Origin of the sequence: Catenibacterium sp. RTP21428st1_D7_RTP21428_210409 (assembly GCF_040227455.1) — a bacterium.
Lineage (GTDB): Bacteria > Bacillota_I > Bacilli_A > Erysipelotrichales > Coprobacillaceae > Catenibacterium > Catenibacterium mitsuoka_A.
In genome coordinates, this window is record NZ_JBEHVX010000046.1 from 1 (window position 1) to 17,629 (window position 17,629).

Consider the following 17,629-nt stretch of genomic DNA (forward strand, 5'->3'; position numbering starts at 1 on the left):
AATGATATCGCATCGTTCATCGAGCCCTGAAATCTGTCATTCATCAAGTTTTTCATAAACTTTTGACTCTACCTATAAAGTATATCAACGCTTTATGAACTATAAAAGAACTTCTGTCTTTTTCTTTTATTAATATAAAGAATAATATAAGCTGAAACAAAACCGCCAATCATCCCACTTACATGACCGGATAAAGATATTGTCGGTACAATAAAAGAAATAAACAACATCAGTAAGACATTCATTCCTAGGTTTCTTGCAATATCGCGAAGCTGTGTAGGATAGAACAAATAAAGAGCACCGATAGCACCAATGATTCCAAAGATTACACCACTAATACCGCCACTTACTGTATGGGCTCCAACGCCCAATAATAAATATGCAATATAAGGAAGACCAGTGGTAGAAAGCATGGATACAAGTATGACTATCAAATACTTTTTAGAACCCATCAAATACTCTACAAAACAACTGAGATTATACATAGAATAACAATTCACTACTATATGCATTAATCCAAAATGAATGAAATTTGCAGTAATCAAACGATAGTATTGATGAGTAACTTGAACATAGTATGGATTAAACCCTCCGCAAGCTAAGCCCTGCATCGCATTCATATCAATACTAAATAATAAGGTTGTTCCTATATAAGTAAGTATACATAATGCAAGTAGTGTATAAGTAACAGGATATTTTTTTATATTATTCATGTTTATCCTCTATGAATTCAAATATTGTCATTTGATCAATACTTGGATCATCTTTCTTAATAACTGTTTCATGATTATCTAATATTTCAGCTAAAGTAACTTCTGATTTTAAATCTTCATCAGTAAAATGGGCCTCTCCCATTTCAATGAGTCTAATATTACCACTATAATCCAATGTTTCATAAACAAGCTGTCTTGTCCAATGAGAATGGATATTCTGAATAGAAGTAAACCAGACAGGACCACTACCAATATGCGTACCTGTTACTATCTGGGCAAAGACCATACCACATATATAAAGATTCTTATCTAATGCATGAGTGACATCAAATAAAGCATATGGATCATTGGCAGTCATAATAACTAATTTATTCTGTTTAATATATTTAGAATACAGTCTAATTTTATCAAACATATGATCTGCGACAAATAATACCGCATTTCCGTTATTAGTTAACTGCGTTCTTAAGGCAAGTTCTTCTACACCTTTAGAACCACCCACAACTACTGTATAGCCTTCCTTTGAAATTTTTTTCATAATTTCTTTAGTGACATGACGCATTGTCTTGTTCATCATCTGTGGACCAGCAACTGATATATTGACTCCATAACTTAAAGATAAATCACCTATATAGCTAATGACTAAAGGCATCTTAGTCCCTAATACTCTTAGACTTGCAGGATAATCTTCTTCATAGATAGTTGTGACACCAATATCCTGGTTTTCTAAATTCTGCAGTGCATAAAAAAGATCTGGTAAGAGCTTTTGTCTCTTTTCTATCTTATGAGCTGTAAATTCATCTAAACCTATGATCTGGGTTAATGTATCAATACTCATCCCTGTAATCATACTTGGTTCTTTATGGGCTGATTTTAATTTTTTCTCTATTTCCTGCCACTCTTGTGTACTTATAGGCTGCGTGGAACTTGGAATCAAATCACCACAGCATAATATTAAGGCAAGACTGTTTAATGTTAGTTGTAATTTCATATTCTTATATTCCTTCTTAAATGTCATTATATCATATAGTTTTGGTATAAAAAAGTGGCCGTTCATAAGAACGGCCTAGTGAAAGGATAAGTAGTTATTACAAAATACCCATTTTTTCTTTTACAGCAGCCTGAGCAGCAGCAAGTCTTGCGATTGGTACACGGTAAGGTGAGCAAGATACATAAGTTAATCCAATCTTATGACAGAATTCTACTGTCTTTGGATCGCCACCATGTTCACCACAGATACCAAGTCTAATATCAGGACGAGTTGATCTTCCCTTTTCAGATGCAATCTTCATTAATTCTCCAACGCCTTCCTGGTCAACAGTAGCGAATGGATCATGTTCATAGATATTCTTAGAATAGTAATCGCCTAAGAACTTAGCAGCATCATCTCTTGAGAAACCGAATGTCATCTGAGTTAAGTCATTAGTACCAAATGAGAAGAATTCAGCTTCAGTTGCAATCTTATCAGCTGTGATTGCAGCTCTTGGAATTTCAATCATAGTACCAACTTCATATTTCATATCTAATCCGCTTTCAGCAATTAACTTATCAGCAGTCTTAACAACTACATTCTTTACATACTTTAATTCTTTAACATCACCAACTAATGGGATCATGATTTCTGGAGTAACTGGATGTCCTGTTTCCTTAGTTACGTTGATTGCAGCTTCAATAACAGCTCTTGTCTGCATTTCAGCAATTTCTGGATAAGTAACAGCAAGACGGCATCCTCTGTGACCCATCATTGGGTTGAATTCTTTTAATGATTCTACTCTTTCCTTTAATGCTTCGAAAGTCATACCTAAGCTTTCAGCTAATGGTTTGATTTCATCATCAGTATGAGGTAAGAATTCATGTAGAGGTGGATCTAAGAAACGGATATTAACACTATAACCATCCATAGCTTTGAATAATTCTTCAAAGTCTCCTCTCTGATATGGAAGAATCTTTTCTAATGCTTCCTTACGAGTTTCTACATCTTCTGCAGTAATCATTCTTCTGAAGTTGAAAATTCTTTCTTCTTCGAAGAACATATGTTCAGTACGGCATAATCCGATACCTTCAGCACCAAATGTCGCAGCCTGTTTAGCATCTCTAGGAGTATCCGCATTAGTTCTTACTAATAATTTTCTTTCTTTATCAGCCCAAGCCATGAATGTTTCAAAATCGCCACTAATCGCAGCAGGAACAGTCTTGATCTTCTGAGCAAATACTTCACCAGTAGAACCATTTAATGATACATAATCACCTTCAGTTAATACTGTACCATCTGGTAATGTTAATGTCTTCTTATCTTCAGAAACTCTTAATACACCACAACCAGCAACACAGCAAGTACCCATACCACGAGCAACTACTGCAGCATGAGATGTCATACCACCACGTACAGTTAAGATACCTTTAGCTAAGTTCATACCTTCGATATCTTCTGGAGAAGTTTCATTACGTACTAAGATCATATCCTGTACACCATTTGCATGTGCTTCCTGAACATCTTCAGCTGTAAAGTAGATATGTCCAGTAGCAGCACCTGGAGAAGCAGCTAAACCTGTAGCAACAGCCTTTGCAGCCTTGTAGTCTTCTTTATCGAAGTTTGGATGTAATAACTGGTCTAACTGTTTTGGTTCAACCTTTAATAATGCTTCTTGTTCATTAATCATGCCTTCATCAACCATGTCAACAGCAATCTTTAAAGCAGCCTGAGCTGTTCTCTTGCCATTACGAGTCTGTAACATGAATAATTTACCATCTTCAATTGTGAATTCCATATCCTGCATATCTTTATAATGGTCTTCAAGAATATGACAGATCTTCTGGAACTGTTCATAACATTCTGGCATAACTTCATTTAATGTAGCAATCGGCTGAGGTGTTCTGATACCAGCAACAACGTCTTCACCCTGAGCGTTCATTAAATATTCACCGAATAATTTATTTTCACCAGTTGCTGGGTTACGAGTGAAGGCAACACCAGTACCTGACTTATCACTTCTGTTACCATAAACCATCTGCTGAACGTTTACAGCTGTACCCCAAGAACCTGGGATATCATTTAAACGACGATAAGTGATGGCACGGTCATTATTCCAAGAACCAAATACGGCTTCAACTGCAGCTAATAACTGTTCGATTGGTTCCTGAGGGAAATCAACACCTGCATGTGCTTTATAAGCTTCTTTATAAACTGCAACAACTTCTTTTAAGTCTTCGGCAGTAAGTTCAGTATCGAATTCAACACCTTTTTCTTCTTTAATTGCATCAAATTTATGTTCGAAGTCTGATTTAGGGAATCCTTTTACAACGTCAGCGAACATCTGGATAAAACGACGATATGAATCATATACGAAACGTTCATTTCCAGTTGTTGCAGCGAATTCCTTAGCTACTTCATCATTTAAACCTAAGTTTAATACTGTATCCATCATACCTGGCATTGAGATTCTTGCACCAGAACGTACAGATACTAATAATGGATTCTTTGGATCACCTAAAGTTCTTCCAGTGATTTCTTCAAGCTTTTTAACGTGTTCAACAATCTGTCCTTTAATATCATCTGAGATCATTTTCCCGTCTTCATAATATTGTGTACAAGCTTCTGTAGTCACTGTGAATCCCTGAGGTACAGGTAAACCGATACCTGTCATTTCAGCAAGGTTGGCACCTTTACCACCAAGGAGATTACGCATATCCTTGTTACCTTCGCTAAATAAGTAAACATATTTTTTCATAACTACTAAATCCTCCTTATGTCTTTTCACTTATTTCATTATACACTTGTAAGGGCTTACTTGCAAACGCTTTCTTTTCTGTAATTGATTACACATTTAAAAAAAGCCCTATATAAGGGAATTATTATTGTTAAAAAAATAACAACATTTTTCTCCTATAGGGCTAAATGATGGATAATCGTAATTAATTGATCAGTTTGTAATGTTTGAAGCATGTCTGGATTTTTAGTTATTGTTTCATAAAGAAGATGATGTTTTGTATCATAATCCTCTTTTGAAATAGTAATAACGACTCCTTCAAGCTGTTTCTTAGTGAACTTTGTATCATAGATATAAGAATGCTTCACACCTAAAACACGGGATAAATGAGACATATATTGGTCTATATGAGTCGTTCCTAGATGAATCACTGTGTCACAATGCAAAGATAAATAGCGTGAAGCCATATCAGATACGATCAAAAGGCCACCCTTTTTATTAAACTCATGCATGATGCGATACTGAGAAGCATGATTCATAAATTGATGAATCACAAAATTGACATTCAGTTTTTCAGCATAATAAAGAATATCTTCATAGCTTTCTACAAATATAATCTGTTTCTTTTCTGTATTGAAATATGGTTCTTTACATAAGAAATGTGTACATTCTACCTTAGAAGAATCAACATGCAATGTAGTATGAATATTTTTCTTTAAGAACTCATGATGATGAAGTCCATAAAGAATACTTGAACAGTCTAAAGGAAGATGTTTCTTGATTTCCTTTATTTCTCTTATTTCTTCACTAGAAAAGCTATGAGAATCCTGATAAATGAGATATGAGACGAAGTTAGTATCTATCACTTGTCTTCTCATATATTCTAATAGTTTAGAAGGCGTAGTAAAGAGTATATCAATACCCTTATAAATTGTCTGGCATTCTTCAAATGTATTGGTACCAGGATAAGATGTAACAAAACGATATTGTGTGTATTTATTATATTCTTTCATATCAAAAGAAGATGATAACAACTCTTCTTTATGTCCAAGCAAGATAATCTGAGTTTTCTCTTCATGAATCATAGATGCAAGTAAAGGTGGAATAATGGATAACAGACGATCTTTGGAAGAATCAACATTTAAGATAAATGATTGACTCTTCTCAATAAGTCTATACGATTTCTTCTGGATTATTCCAGGCGCAATCATTCCCATATCACCTAATGCATGAATAACCTCATCAGGCCATTTATATTTAATAAATTTCTTCATTATTTATATAAGATATATTGTCTCACTTTAGAAATAAAATAGAGAGAACCTGTAATAAATACAACACCTTTATGACTATAAGCCTCATCTACTGCATGTTTCCAGTCTTCATCAATCTTCACTGGGAAGTCTTCTGCAAGAGCTTTGGCAGTTGCACGGCGAGGATGATCAAACTGAGTAACAGTAATATCCTTTGATAAAGATAATAATGTTTCTAACATATGATGAGTATCCTTATCTCCTAGTGCGGAAAAGATGATTTTAATATCACTAAAATCACGGGCACTTTCAAAGAAGGCATCCATTCCTTCTCTATTATGTGCACCATCTAGGATAATTAAAGGATTTTGATGAATTGTTTCAAAACGTCCTTCCCATACTGCATCATGCATTCCTTTTTCTAGATCTGCATCTTTGAATGGGAATTCTTTTCTAATATATTCTAATATATTAATCGCAAGTGCACTGTTAGTAACCTGATAATGTGCTGAAGTAGATAAAGATATATGATATCCATGATAATCATAAGAAATAGAAGCACCATAATAGACATGTTTAGGTTTTCTTATTTCTATAACATAAGAATGCTGCTTATGGGCTTCTTCATAGAAGATATCTAAGCATTCTGATCTTCTTTCTGCAGTCATATAAGGAATACCACGTTTAATGATTCCCGCTTTACTTCTGGCAATACTCGCATATGTATTTCCTAAGAAGTTTATATGATCTAAACCAATATTTGTATTGACTGTAAGTATTGGTGAAATGATATTAGTGGCATCTAATGTCCCACCAAGCCCTACTTCAAATATGGCAATATCTACACCCTGTTCAATAAAATACATGACTGCGATAAATACTTCTATTTCAAACTTAGAAAGCTCATAAGCCATCCAATCATCCATATAACGATTCGCATATCTTACAATAGTCGCTTCATCAATTGGTTTATCATTCACACGAATAATATCTAAACGATTTACTAAAGCAGGAGAAGTAAATGTACCTACCTTATAGCCTGCACATTTTAATACTTCTTTTGTATAGTTAGTTGTAGAGCCTTTCCCGTTTGTACCGCCAATATGAACACATGTTAATTTAGTTTGAGGATCATAGAAATCATACATAAAGTTCTTAAAGTTTGTGAGAGAATAAACTCGATCCTTTTGTGCTTCAATAAACGCTAAAACCTGATCATAATCACTAAAACGAGGAAGAACAGGGATTGTCTTCTTCAATAAATAACGACCATTAGATTCTACATCTACACTATAATCATGCTGCTTAAAAAAAGATAAATGTTCTTCATCTGTATAAGCAGTTAGTTCTTTTGTAACAAATCTTTCAGCAAGTTCAAGCAGCTCTTCTTGTACAAGAGTATCCTGATAATCTTCTGATACATAAACAAAAGATATATCAGAAAGATCTAAGAGTTCTAGTATACCTATAATCACTTCTCCACTGTAGGCTAAAAAGATCATCTTACAGGGATCTTTTAAAGCTCTTGATGTTTCATAATAATCTTTCGCAAGAAACTGGACAATTGCGTCTATATCTTCTTTTGTTGCAATCTTATATTCAAAATTTTCATTCATTTATATCACCTGTTGATATCTTAAAGTAAAAAGGATGGTTTGACCATCCTTTTTTTCTCAATTATTAGATTTTCTCAAAACGATCAACGTCAACTACAAATACTGTTGCCCCACCAACAAGTACATCTACCATGATTGGTGTAAAGAATTCACCCATTTCAGTAGGTGGTACTGTAGGTTCCTTTTCTACACGTTTCTTTGCATTGGCTTTAATGATTTCAATAGCGCTATCTACCTTATCATCATTTGTTCCTACAAAGAATGTAGTATTACCTTTCTTTAAGAAACCTCCTGAAGTAGCAAGCTTTGTGACAAAGAATCCACCTTCAGTTAAAGCGCTCTGGACAGTTGAACTGTCATCATTATTCACAATCGCAATTATCAGTTTCATACTATTGACCTCCTAATACGAATTAGTTTGTACATATATTCTAGCATATTCAAAGACAAAAATACATACATATTATATAATGACTCATGGTGATTTATATGAGTATACAAGAAAAATTAATAAAGTGGTATGAAGTCAATAAACGTGATCTTCCTTTTAGAGATATTAAAGACCCTTATAAAATCTGGGTAAGTGAGATTATGCTGCAACAGACGACTGTCACTGCAGTGATTCCCTATTATAAACGTTTTATTGAAAGATTTCCGGATATAGAAACACTTGCGAATGCAACAATAGAAGAAGTCTATAAGTATTGGGAAGGGTTAGGGTATTATCGTCGTGCTTTGCATCTTCATAAGAGTGCTAATCTGATTAAAGATACATTCCCTAAGGAGTATAAAGACATTCTCGCGCTTATTGGTGTAGGACCCTATACTGCAAGTGCTATTATGAGTTTTGCGTATCATAAGCCTTATATTGCGGTAGACGGAAATGCATTAAGAGTATTGAGTAGATTATATGCGATAGAAGAGAATATTGCGTTAAATAAGACTGTGAAAACAATTACAGATATAGGTAATCAACTCGTTATTGGTTATGATTCAGCAAAGATCAATCAAGGGATTATGGATTTTGCGAATGCGGTATGTTTACCTGTTCACCCTCATTGTAATGAATGTCCACTCAAAAAGGAATGCATTGCCTATTTGACAAATAAGCAGGACGTACTACCTATTAATATAAAAAAAGTAAATAAAAAAAGCTTATCTTATATTACAGGTATTGTAGTATATGATGATGAAGTGATGCTTATTAAAAATAAAAATAGGCTGCTAGAAAATATGTATTTACTTCCTCAATATGAAGTAGAGAGTCCTTATTCCTTTATAGAAGCGTTTAAAGAAGACTATGGGATCAACTTAGAGGTATTATCGCATTTAAAGGATTTTAAGCATGTATTTACTCATCGTACATGGTATATGCATGTATATGTATTTAAAGCTAATAAACGTTCTATTGACTTCTGTACAAAAAATAAGCAGGAGGAATTAACTATTCCTACTGCCCATAAAAAGATATTAAAATATTATGAAGGCTGATTAGAAATAATCAGTCTTATTTGTTCATGTCATATTTTTCAATGATTCTAGCAACAACTGGATGACGCACTACATCAAGTGCTGTTAAGTAAACAAAGGAAATACCTTTGACACCATCTAAGATCTTCATAGCATGTTTGAGACCATTTGTTGTCTGTTTAGGTAAGTCAATCTGAGTAATATCCCCTGTAATACACATCTTAGAGTTAAAACCTAAACGTGTAAGGAACATCTTCATCTGATTGTCTGTTGTATTTTGTGCTTCATCTAAAATAACATAAGCATCTTCTAGTGTACGCCCACGCATATAAGCAAGTGGCGCTATTTCAATAATACCCTTTTCAATTAATTTCTCTGTATTTTCTGCACCTAACATATCATAAAGTGCATCATAAAGAGGTCTTAAGTAAGGGTCAATCTTTTCTTTAAGGTCTCCAGGAAGAAACCCTAGGTTTTCTCCTGCTTCTACAGCTGGTCTAGTGAGAATGATTTTTTGTACTTCATGATTCTTTAATGCCTGTACAGCAAACACTACAGATAAGTATGTTTTACCTGTACCCGCTGGACCAATCGCAAATACCACATCATGATCTTTTAAAGAATGATAGTATTCTAACTGCCCCATTGTCTTAGGATATATAATCTTGCCATGACTTGTACGGGCAATATGAATATCAAATAGAGAATCCATTTCATCAAGCTTACCATTACGTCCTAACTTGATTGCGTACACCACATCTCTTTTAGAAATACGTACATCCTTTTTAGTAAGTTTAGCAAGTACCTGAATCACCTTTTCTAATGCAAGATCACTATGATCTAAATAAATGTCTGTACCACGGACATTGATTGCATTCTCGAATTCATCTTCCAATAAAGCGATATTTTCATCACTTGGGCCACACAACAATTGAATGGCATCTAAGCTATAATCACTTAACTGAATCACTTTTTCCATAAAATCATCCTTTCATTGAAAAAAAGAAGAGTCAGATGACTCTTCTAAAAATAAATCTTATCTACGACGTTTCTTCTGGTTCTTTCTAGCTGCTTCTGATTTCATTTTTCTCTTTAAACCAGGTTTAACATAGAATTCTCTTTTACGAGCTTCAGCAAGGGTTCCTGTTCTAGAAACTTGTCTCTTAAAACGACGTAAAGCATCATCTAAAGATTCATTTTCTCTTACTACTGTCTTTGCCATTGAACTTTCCCCCCTTTACCGCTAAATTCGAATATGATTATACACAATGATTTTTAATAATGCAAGCCTTTTTTGACTTTTATTTTTCAAGTTTTACATATCATCTTCTAATTGTTCATTATAGAGTTTTTTCGCATATTCCTGAGCAATGAATTTATCTCCGGGATAAGGTGTATTACCCACTAGTGATGTCATGAACTGTTCATGGCCTTTTCCTAAAATCAAAATAACATCACCTGGACAAGCTGCATCTATTGCCTGCTGAATGGCATAACGACGATCAGTAATAATCACTGAAATAGGATCAACAATCTGTTCTTGAATCTGTGAACAGATGCCTTCGATATCATCATCTCTTTCATCCTGTTCTGTCAATATAACATAATCACAGTATTTATTAGCTAAAGCACCTATCTTACTTCTTTTATGGATATCTTTACGTCCTGGTGCACCAAATACCGCAATTAAATGACCATTTCCTTTAACACTATGGACAAACTTGAATACTTCTTCAAAGTTATGTGCATGCTGACAATAGTCAACAATAATATGGAAAGGCTGTTTAACAGGGACTACTTCCATTCTACCTTCTACTGGCTGAATATATTTAATCGCATTCACGATTTCATCCGGTGTCATTTCTAAGGCATAAAGGGTTGTCAATATTGCAAGAGTGTTAGATATATTAAATGGTGCAATAATAGGAACTTCTACATGATAGTAATGATTTTTAATATAGATATTAAATGCTGAATGATCTATATAATATTCAATCTCACGTGCCATAATATCTGCTTTATGATGAATACCATAGGTTAATATTTTGGCATGATCAGCCATATCCTTATAGTTAGTAGTTAGATAATGATTAAAACGTACTTCGTCTGCATTAAGAATGGCATAACCACCTTCTTTAAGCAATCTAAAGAGTTTAACATAAGATGTCATCAGGTTATCTACAGTTCCATGGAAGTCCATATGTTCTTCATAAGCATTTGTAAATACCGCAATACTGAAATTAACTGAATCAACACGCTTTAAAGCTAAGCCATGAGAAGAGACTTCTAGAGTAAAGCCCTTCACATTCTCTTTAACCATGTTATAGAAGTTACGATGTAAACAGATAGGATCTGGTGTAGTACCAGTCATCTGCATCATTGTAGGTCCATATTCTATTCCGTTGTTACCTACATAGCCCATCTTTAAATAACGTCCTAGTAGTCTTGCAACAACACGGGCTACGACTGTTTTACCACTTGTTCCTGTAACACCTATTCCTGTCATCTTATAGGAAGGATGATCATAGAAGAGATCTGCCACACGATTGAGTTCATCTAAGACATCTGATACCTGAATATAAACAATACCCTGATAATAACGACGTAACGGCTTAGAATGAACAATACATTTAGCACCTTGGAAGATAGCATCATCGACATATTTATGACCATCTGTCACAAGACCTTCAATACAAAAGAAGATAGAATCCTTTCTAACATAACGGGAATCGCTATGAATAGATTCAATCTTTATATCACTTTCAACTTTAAAAAGCTCATTAAGCTTCTTCACTAGAAACCACCCCGATTAAATCATAACCTCGATGATCTGTTACCTTTACTTTATAAATATGTCCTTCTTTTAAAGAATGATCTGCAACAAAAACCTTTAAGTAATTAGAGGCATGTCCTACCATGTAGCCATCCTTTTCTTCTTCAATAAGCACTTCTAGTTCCTTATTCATTTCAGATAATGCGAATTCAGTTTTTAATTCATCAGAAAGCTGCAATAGTCTTCTAACACGGTCTTTCTTGACATCTCCTGGTACCTGATTTGGCATTCTATCTGCTGGTGTTCCCTTTCTTCTTGAATAAGGGAAAACATGTAATTGATTGAAATGAAGTTTCTTAATCCAGTTATATGTATCAACGAAGTCTTCTTCTGTTTCTCCAGGGAATCCTACAATGACATCTGTAGTAATAGAGATACCCGGCAATGCTTCTTTAAGTTCAAAATACTTCTTTTCAAATTCAGCTGTATTATAATGTCTTGCCATTCTTCTTAGAATAGAATCTGTACCAGACTGAATAGGAATATGTAAATGATCTACGATAATAGGACTTCTACCAATAAGTTCAATAATTTCATCACTCACCTGACTCATTTCAATAGAAGAAATACGTAATCTCTTTAATCCCTTGATTTTAGTTGTTAAGTCTACTAATAGATCATAGAAAGAATAATTGTCTAAATCCACACCATAACCTGCTGTATGAATACCCGTTAAGACGATTTCTACAAACCCTCTATCTACAAGTTCCTGAGCCTGTCTTAAAACATCTTCCTTAGAACGAGAACGAACTCCACCACGTGCATAAGGGATAATACAATATGTACAGAAGTTATTACATCCATCCTGAATTTTTAGGAAGGCTCTTGTTTTATTTTCAAATGCATGAATACTTAAGTCTTCAAAACGAGAGACCTTCATAACATTTTCTATTTTCACAATCTGTTTATGTGTCATCTTATATTCTTCTACAAAGTCTACAATAGAAGCACGATGTTGTGTTCCAAGTACTACAGAAACACCTTCTATTTCTGTGATTTCTTCACTTGCTACCTGTGAATAGCATCCCACTACACAGATGACTGCATCAGGATTAGTACGATGTGCCTTACGGATCATCTGTCTTGATTTAGAGTCCCCTGTATTTGTGACAGTACATGTATTAATAACATATACATCTGCAGGAGATTCAAAGTCGATATTGTCATACCCTCTTTTCTTGAATATTTCTAACATCGCTTCTGATTCGTAGCTGTTTACTTTACAGCCTAATGTATGAAAAGCAACTGTTGCCATTGTCTCACTTCACTTTCTTTATTAATTTCTTGTATGTACGATTACTAATTAATTGATGATCATACATGTATTGTATGAACTGTGTATATTCACCATGTTCATAATAAACCACTAATTCTTTTGCATCTTCAATAGACGCCCTGTTAGAATGACGATTATCATCACCAATCACAATACGACAAATCAATGAATAGTCTTCTTTCACAAATAAATAGATAGCGCCTAATTCTTCATAATAATAGGCAATATGAGATTCATTTTCATATACTTTTTCTAAGCTGGAAAAAGGTGTATCAAATACAACTGGTCCATAATATCTAAAAGCAGTATCTAGTGTAATTGGCTGATTCTTCACATATTCTGCATGTTGCTTTAATAAGAGAATCTGATAATCATTGATATACCAATTATTGATATCAGGAGAATAGATAGGAATATAAATATCTCGTGAACTTTCTTCATCATAAAAATGAGGGAGTGTTTCTAATACATTCTTTAAATCATTATTAAACATCTTTCTTTTTTCTTCATAGGTAATATATTCAAACATATCATAATGACCTGACGCAAAAAGATTATAGGAACCTTCAATTGCATCTTTTACATCTAGTGCACGCAAAAGGATTTCCATATTGAATAATTCAATTTCTGATTTAACCTTAAAACGAATATTCAAGTCTTCTAATTCTTTTTTATGTTCTTCACAATAATGATATAAGTTTGTTTTATTGTATTTTATATCCCTGCTGTATTTATTAATGACTGCAATAAAGTTCATATTAATCCCCCAATTCTCTTCTATACCCTATAACACTAAGCATATATAAAGGTGCTGTCTCACTTCTTAAAATACGATTACCAATAGAGCATGGCACAACACCCATTGACTGCATCTTTTCTACTTCCTGAAGATCAAAACCACCCTCTGGTCCTACTATAATAGTAATAGATGTATGAAGATCATTGAGTGCTTTTGTGAAAGCATAATGTTCCCCATTCTTACTTTCTTCCTCATATGCCACAACATTCACTTCAGATAAATAATCCTTTAATTGTGATAATTGAATAGGAGGTGTAATCTCAGGAACAATCTGTCTATGACATTGTTCACTTGCTTCCTGGGCGATGCGAACAAAGCGGTCCTTTTTCTTGTTAAAACGTCCTTCATCCATTTTCACTATACTTCTAGAAGCACGCAAAGGAACTATACGTGTAACGCCTAGTTCTGTTGCTTTTTGAATTACAAATTCAAACTTATCGCTCTTTGGTAAACCATAAACAAGTGTCACTTCAACATCTAATTCATTATCTTCCTGAAGTTCTTCTTTAATTTGTAGTAAACCCTGCTTTGTATCGATGATTTCACATAAGTAAACATGTTTGTCTTCATCAATACAAATGACATGTTCACCCTTTTCCATACGCATTACTTTAGTAATATGCTTATACATAGAATCATCAGTGATAATGATGTCATTTTGTCTATAATTATTTTTAATAAAATATCTCTGCATAATCATCTCTCTCCTCTAGCATTCTACCATTTTTATGAAACAATGAAAAGAAAAAGAAGATAGAGGGGGGTTCTATCTTCTTTCAAACAACTTATGCTTCTCTAGCTATAAATCCATTATCATAGTCAATGACTACATGACTGTTAGCATGGATTGTACCTTTGATTATTTCTCTTGCAAGCATTGTTTCAATATGTGACTGAATATAACGCTTGATTGGACGTGCACCAAATGTGGCATCAAATGCATCTTGTGCAATTCTGTTTTCAGCTGCATCAGTGACTTCTAGAGTAATCTTCTTTTCTTCGAGACGACCTTCAAGTTCATGAATAAACTTATCAATAATCTTATAAACAACACTTGAGTCAAGTGAGTTGAACATAACGATTTCATCAATACGGTTTAAGAATTCAGGTTTGAAGTGCATCTTTAATTCATTATCTACTTCTTTACGTGTTTCTTCATTGTTACCCTGTAACAAGTACTGAGAACCAATATTAGAAGTCATAATGATAATTGTATTCTTGAAGCTGACTACATTACCCTTAGAATCTGTTAAACGACCATCATCTAGAATCTGTAATAAGATATTGAAGACATCTGGATGGGCTTTTTCAATTTCATCTAATAAGACAATACTATATGGAGCACGTCTGACAGCTTCAGTTAACTGTCCACCTTCTTCATAACCTACATATCCTGGAGGAGCACCCAATAAACGAGAGACACTATATTTCTCCATATATTCACTCATATCGATACGTACGATATTCTTTTCACTATCAAAGAGCTGTTCAGCAAGTGTCTTAGCCACTTCTGTCTTACCTACACCAGTAGGACCTAGGAACAAGAATGAGCCAATAGGTCTATTCTCATCATTAATACCAGCACGACTTCTAAGTATTGCATCAGTGACTTTAGTGATGGCGTCATCCTGACCAATAACTCTTTTCTTCATAATATCTTCAAGATGTAATAATTTTTCTTTTTCTGATTCCATTAGCTTAGAAACTGGAATATTAGTCCATCTAGAGATGACTTCAGAAATAGTATCTACAGTGACCTTTTCCTGTAATAATGCATCATCATTTTCTTTAGCCTGATATTCTTCTATTTCTTTATTAATAGCTGGAATAGTCTGGTATTTAATTTTAGAGGCTTCTTCTAGGTTACCCTGAGATTCAAACTGTGCCATCTGTGTTTCTAAACGCACTTTTTGGTTCTTTAAATCCTTGATATGATCCACCTGAGACTTTTCTGATTTCCATTGTTCAGTTAATCCAGCAATCTTTTCATTTAAAGAAGCAATTTTTTCTTTGATTTCTTCTAGTCTCTTTTCGTTATCTTCAGTTGAATCTTCTTTTTCAATAGAGATTCTTTCCATTTCTAGACGATTCTTATCACGAGTAATTGTATCTAGTTCTTCAGGCATAGAGTCAATTTCCATACGTACTGAAGCACATGCTTCATCAATAAGGTCAATGGCCTTATCTGGTAAGAAACGATCTGTAATATAACGATCACTCATATGAGCTGCTGCGATAATTGCACTATCTTGAATCTGAACACCATGATGAGATTCAAATGGTTCCTTTAAACCTCTTAAAATCGCAATTGTATCATCAATATCAGGTTCTTGTACTAATACCTTCTGGAAACGTCTTTCTAGGGCTGCATCCTTTTCAATATACTGACGATATTCATCCAATGTTGTTGCACCAATACAATGTAATTCACCACGTGCTAACATTGGTTTTAATAAGTTGGCCGCATCCATCGCACCATCTGTCTTACCTGCACCTACTAACTGATGTATTTCATCAATAAACATAATGATTTGTCCTTCAGACTTCTTGATTTCATTTAAGACAGCTTTTAATCTTTCTTCAAATTCACCACGATATTTAGCACCTGCCACAAGTGAACCTAAATCAAGTTCAAATAAAGTTTTATCTTTTAATGTTTCAGGTACATCGTTCTTAACTATACGCCAAGCAAGTCCTTCTACAATTGCAGTCTTACCTACACCTGGCTCACCAATTAAAATCGGATTATTCTTTGTCTTACGTGATAAAATCTGAATCACACGTCTAATTTCTTCATCACGACCAATAACTGGATCAATCTTGCCATCTTTTACATCTTTAACAAGATCACGTCCATATTTTTCTAGTACTTCATAATTATTTTCTGGGTTTGGAGTATCCACTTTATGTCCTCCTCTCATTTCCTTAATTACTTTTTCAACTTCTTTTTTATTTAAATTATAACGAGATACAAAGTTTTTAATAAAAGTGCTTTGCGTATTAAATATTGCAAGAATAAGATGTTCTACACTCATATAGTCATCTTTATATTCTGTCTTAATTCTTTCAGCATTCGCAATCCAGCTATTGAGATCATAGCTTAAACGAAGCTGATCCTGAGTCACCTGCCCAACGCTAGGCTTCTTATTGATCTCCGCATTTAATAAATCCTGTACTTTTGGGATAGAGATATTAAGTTTTGTCAGTACTCTATAGAAAATACCAGAACTATCTTCTAATAATGCATACATGAGATGTTCAACATCAACAATCTGTTGATTCAGAGCTAACGCATTCTGAGCTGCACGTCCAAATGCTTCCTGCATTGCTTCTGTCCATTTTTCACCATTCATCGCAATCACTCCTTTAGCACTCTTCTTCCTCTTGTGCTAATGCTAGTATATCATTTTTTTTAGCACTGTCAACAGTTGTGTGCTAATTATTTGAGATTTTTTTTGCAAACCTTGATTTTACGGGGTTTGCAACACTTTTTCTTCCTTATAATCATCACTTTTTCTTGATTTGACACCATTTTGACACCAATTTTTTATTTTTGGTGTCAGCTAATTGCTACGCTTTCCAGCCTTGTGATTTCACTCTCAATTCTGGACATCTCACTTACATGGTTATATACGTCCATTGTTACATCTATGTGGGCGTGTCCCATAATATATTGAAGAACTTTTACGTCTATCCTCTTTTCTGCCTGCTAAGGATAAAATAAAAATGTAGGTAAAAGACAACATAAGAATGTTGGAAAACCTACATAATTATTTTGTCTTTTTTCATTTTATTGATATTATCTTACCGGAGGTAATATCGATGAATTCAAATGATTTTTATCAGCTAAAAGCTGAACTTAGCGTAATGGATTTTACTAAAAGCAAACCAAACTATGCAGATCTTGCCAGAAAGTATGGCGTAGATTACAGAACAGTGAAGAAGTATCACGAAGGCTACAA

Annotated in this window: 14 protein-coding genes; 1 reads left to right on the forward strand and 13 read right to left on the reverse strand. The window is 34.0% G+C overall.

All coding sequences use genetic code 11. The features are described 5' to 3' along the window. Positions 1-92: 92 nt before the first annotated feature. The 6 genes from ABUA27_RS07715 to ABUA27_RS07740 all read right to left on the reverse strand — a co-directional run bounded on the left by ABUA27_RS07715 (position 93) and on the right by ABUA27_RS07740 (position 7,680). A complete protein-coding gene (locus ABUA27_RS07715; protein ID WP_281075402.1) occupies positions 93-713 on the reverse strand; it encodes a rhomboid family intramembrane serine protease in 621 nt (206 codons plus the stop codon). Further along, positions 706-1,704: a DNA-processing protein DprA gene (locus ABUA27_RS07720; RefSeq protein WP_161220303.1), complete on the reverse strand. Its 999-nt coding sequence runs from the start codon at positions 1,702-1,704 to the stop codon at positions 706-708. Before ABUA27_RS07720 ends, ABUA27_RS07715 begins: the two co-directional genes overlap by 8 nt. 97 nt (positions 1,705-1,801) lie before the next feature. Then, a complete protein-coding gene (gene ppdK / locus ABUA27_RS07725; protein WP_287845356.1) occupies positions 1,802-4,441 on the reverse strand; it encodes a pyruvate, phosphate dikinase in 2,640 nt (879 codons plus the stop codon). A gap of 155 nt (positions 4,442-4,596) precedes the next feature. Next, positions 4,597-5,694 carry a DEAD/DEAH box helicase gene (locus tag ABUA27_RS07730; protein WP_129981622.1) on the reverse strand — a complete coding sequence of 366 codons (1,098 nt, stop codon included), beginning with the start codon at positions 5,692-5,694 and terminating at the stop codon, positions 4,597-4,599. Next, positions 5,694-7,289 (reverse strand): glutamate ligase domain-containing protein, encoded by a 1,596-nt coding sequence (locus tag ABUA27_RS07735; protein WP_349820507.1) that lies wholly within the window; start codon positions 7,287-7,289, stop codon positions 5,694-5,696. The genes ABUA27_RS07730 and ABUA27_RS07735 overlap by 1 nt, the downstream gene beginning before the upstream one ends. A 64-nt stretch (positions 7,290-7,353) precedes the next feature. Continuing rightward, positions 7,354-7,680 (reverse strand): cyclic-di-AMP receptor, encoded by a 327-nt coding sequence (locus ABUA27_RS07740; protein WP_117458661.1) that lies wholly within the window; start codon positions 7,678-7,680, stop codon positions 7,354-7,356. 98 nt (positions 7,681-7,778) lie between these two features. Between ABUA27_RS07740 and ABUA27_RS07745 the strand changes: the two genes are divergently transcribed. Beyond that, on the forward strand, positions 7,779-8,780 hold the full coding sequence (locus ABUA27_RS07745; protein WP_349820508.1) for an A/G-specific adenine glycosylase: 1,002 nt from the start codon (positions 7,779-7,781) through the stop codon (positions 8,778-8,780). 16 nt (positions 8,781-8,796) lie between these two features. Here the strand turns inward: ABUA27_RS07745 and ABUA27_RS07750 are convergent, their stop codons facing one another. The 7 genes from ABUA27_RS07750 to clpB all read right to left on the reverse strand — a co-directional run bounded on the left by ABUA27_RS07750 (position 8,797) and on the right by clpB (position 17,020). Next, positions 8,797-9,738 carry a PhoH family protein gene (locus ABUA27_RS07750; protein WP_288834572.1) on the reverse strand — a complete coding sequence of 314 codons (942 nt, stop codon included), beginning with the start codon at positions 9,736-9,738 and terminating at the stop codon, positions 8,797-8,799. A 57-nt stretch (positions 9,739-9,795) separates the two neighbouring features. Further along, positions 9,796-9,981, reverse strand: coding sequence for a 30S ribosomal protein S21 (rpsU, locus tag ABUA27_RS07755; RefSeq protein WP_006505139.1), 186 nt, complete (start codon positions 9,979-9,981; stop codon positions 9,796-9,798). Positions 9,982-10,074: 93 nt separating this feature from the next. Further along, entirely contained in the window at positions 10,075-11,553 is a 1,479-nt protein-coding gene (locus ABUA27_RS07760) for a UDP-N-acetylmuramoyl-L-alanyl-D-glutamate--2,6-diaminopimelate ligase (protein WP_117458664.1), read from the reverse strand. Continuing rightward, positions 11,540-12,847: a tRNA (N(6)-L-threonylcarbamoyladenosine(37)-C(2))-methylthiotransferase MtaB gene (gene mtaB, locus ABUA27_RS07765; RefSeq protein ID WP_129981618.1), complete on the reverse strand. Its 1,308-nt coding sequence runs from the start codon at positions 12,845-12,847 to the stop codon at positions 11,540-11,542. Before mtaB ends, ABUA27_RS07760 begins: the two co-directional genes overlap by 14 nt. Before the next feature lie 4 nt (positions 12,848-12,851). After that, the gene (locus ABUA27_RS07770) at positions 12,852-13,625 is read right to left on the reverse strand and encodes a hypothetical protein (protein ID WP_129981617.1); all 774 of its coding nucleotides are present in this window, start codon (positions 13,623-13,625) and stop codon (positions 12,852-12,854) included. A 1-nt stretch (position 13,626) separates the two neighbouring features. Continuing rightward, positions 13,627-14,361 carry an RsmE family RNA methyltransferase gene (locus ABUA27_RS07775; RefSeq protein ID WP_129981616.1) on the reverse strand — a complete coding sequence of 245 codons (735 nt, stop codon included), beginning with the start codon at positions 14,359-14,361 and terminating at the stop codon, positions 13,627-13,629. 91 nt (positions 14,362-14,452) lie between these two features. Further along, the gene (gene clpB / locus ABUA27_RS07780) at positions 14,453-17,020 is read right to left on the reverse strand and encodes an ATP-dependent chaperone ClpB (protein WP_129981615.1); all 2,568 of its coding nucleotides are present in this window, start codon (positions 17,018-17,020) and stop codon (positions 14,453-14,455) included. Positions 17,021-17,629: the final 609 nt, after the last annotated feature.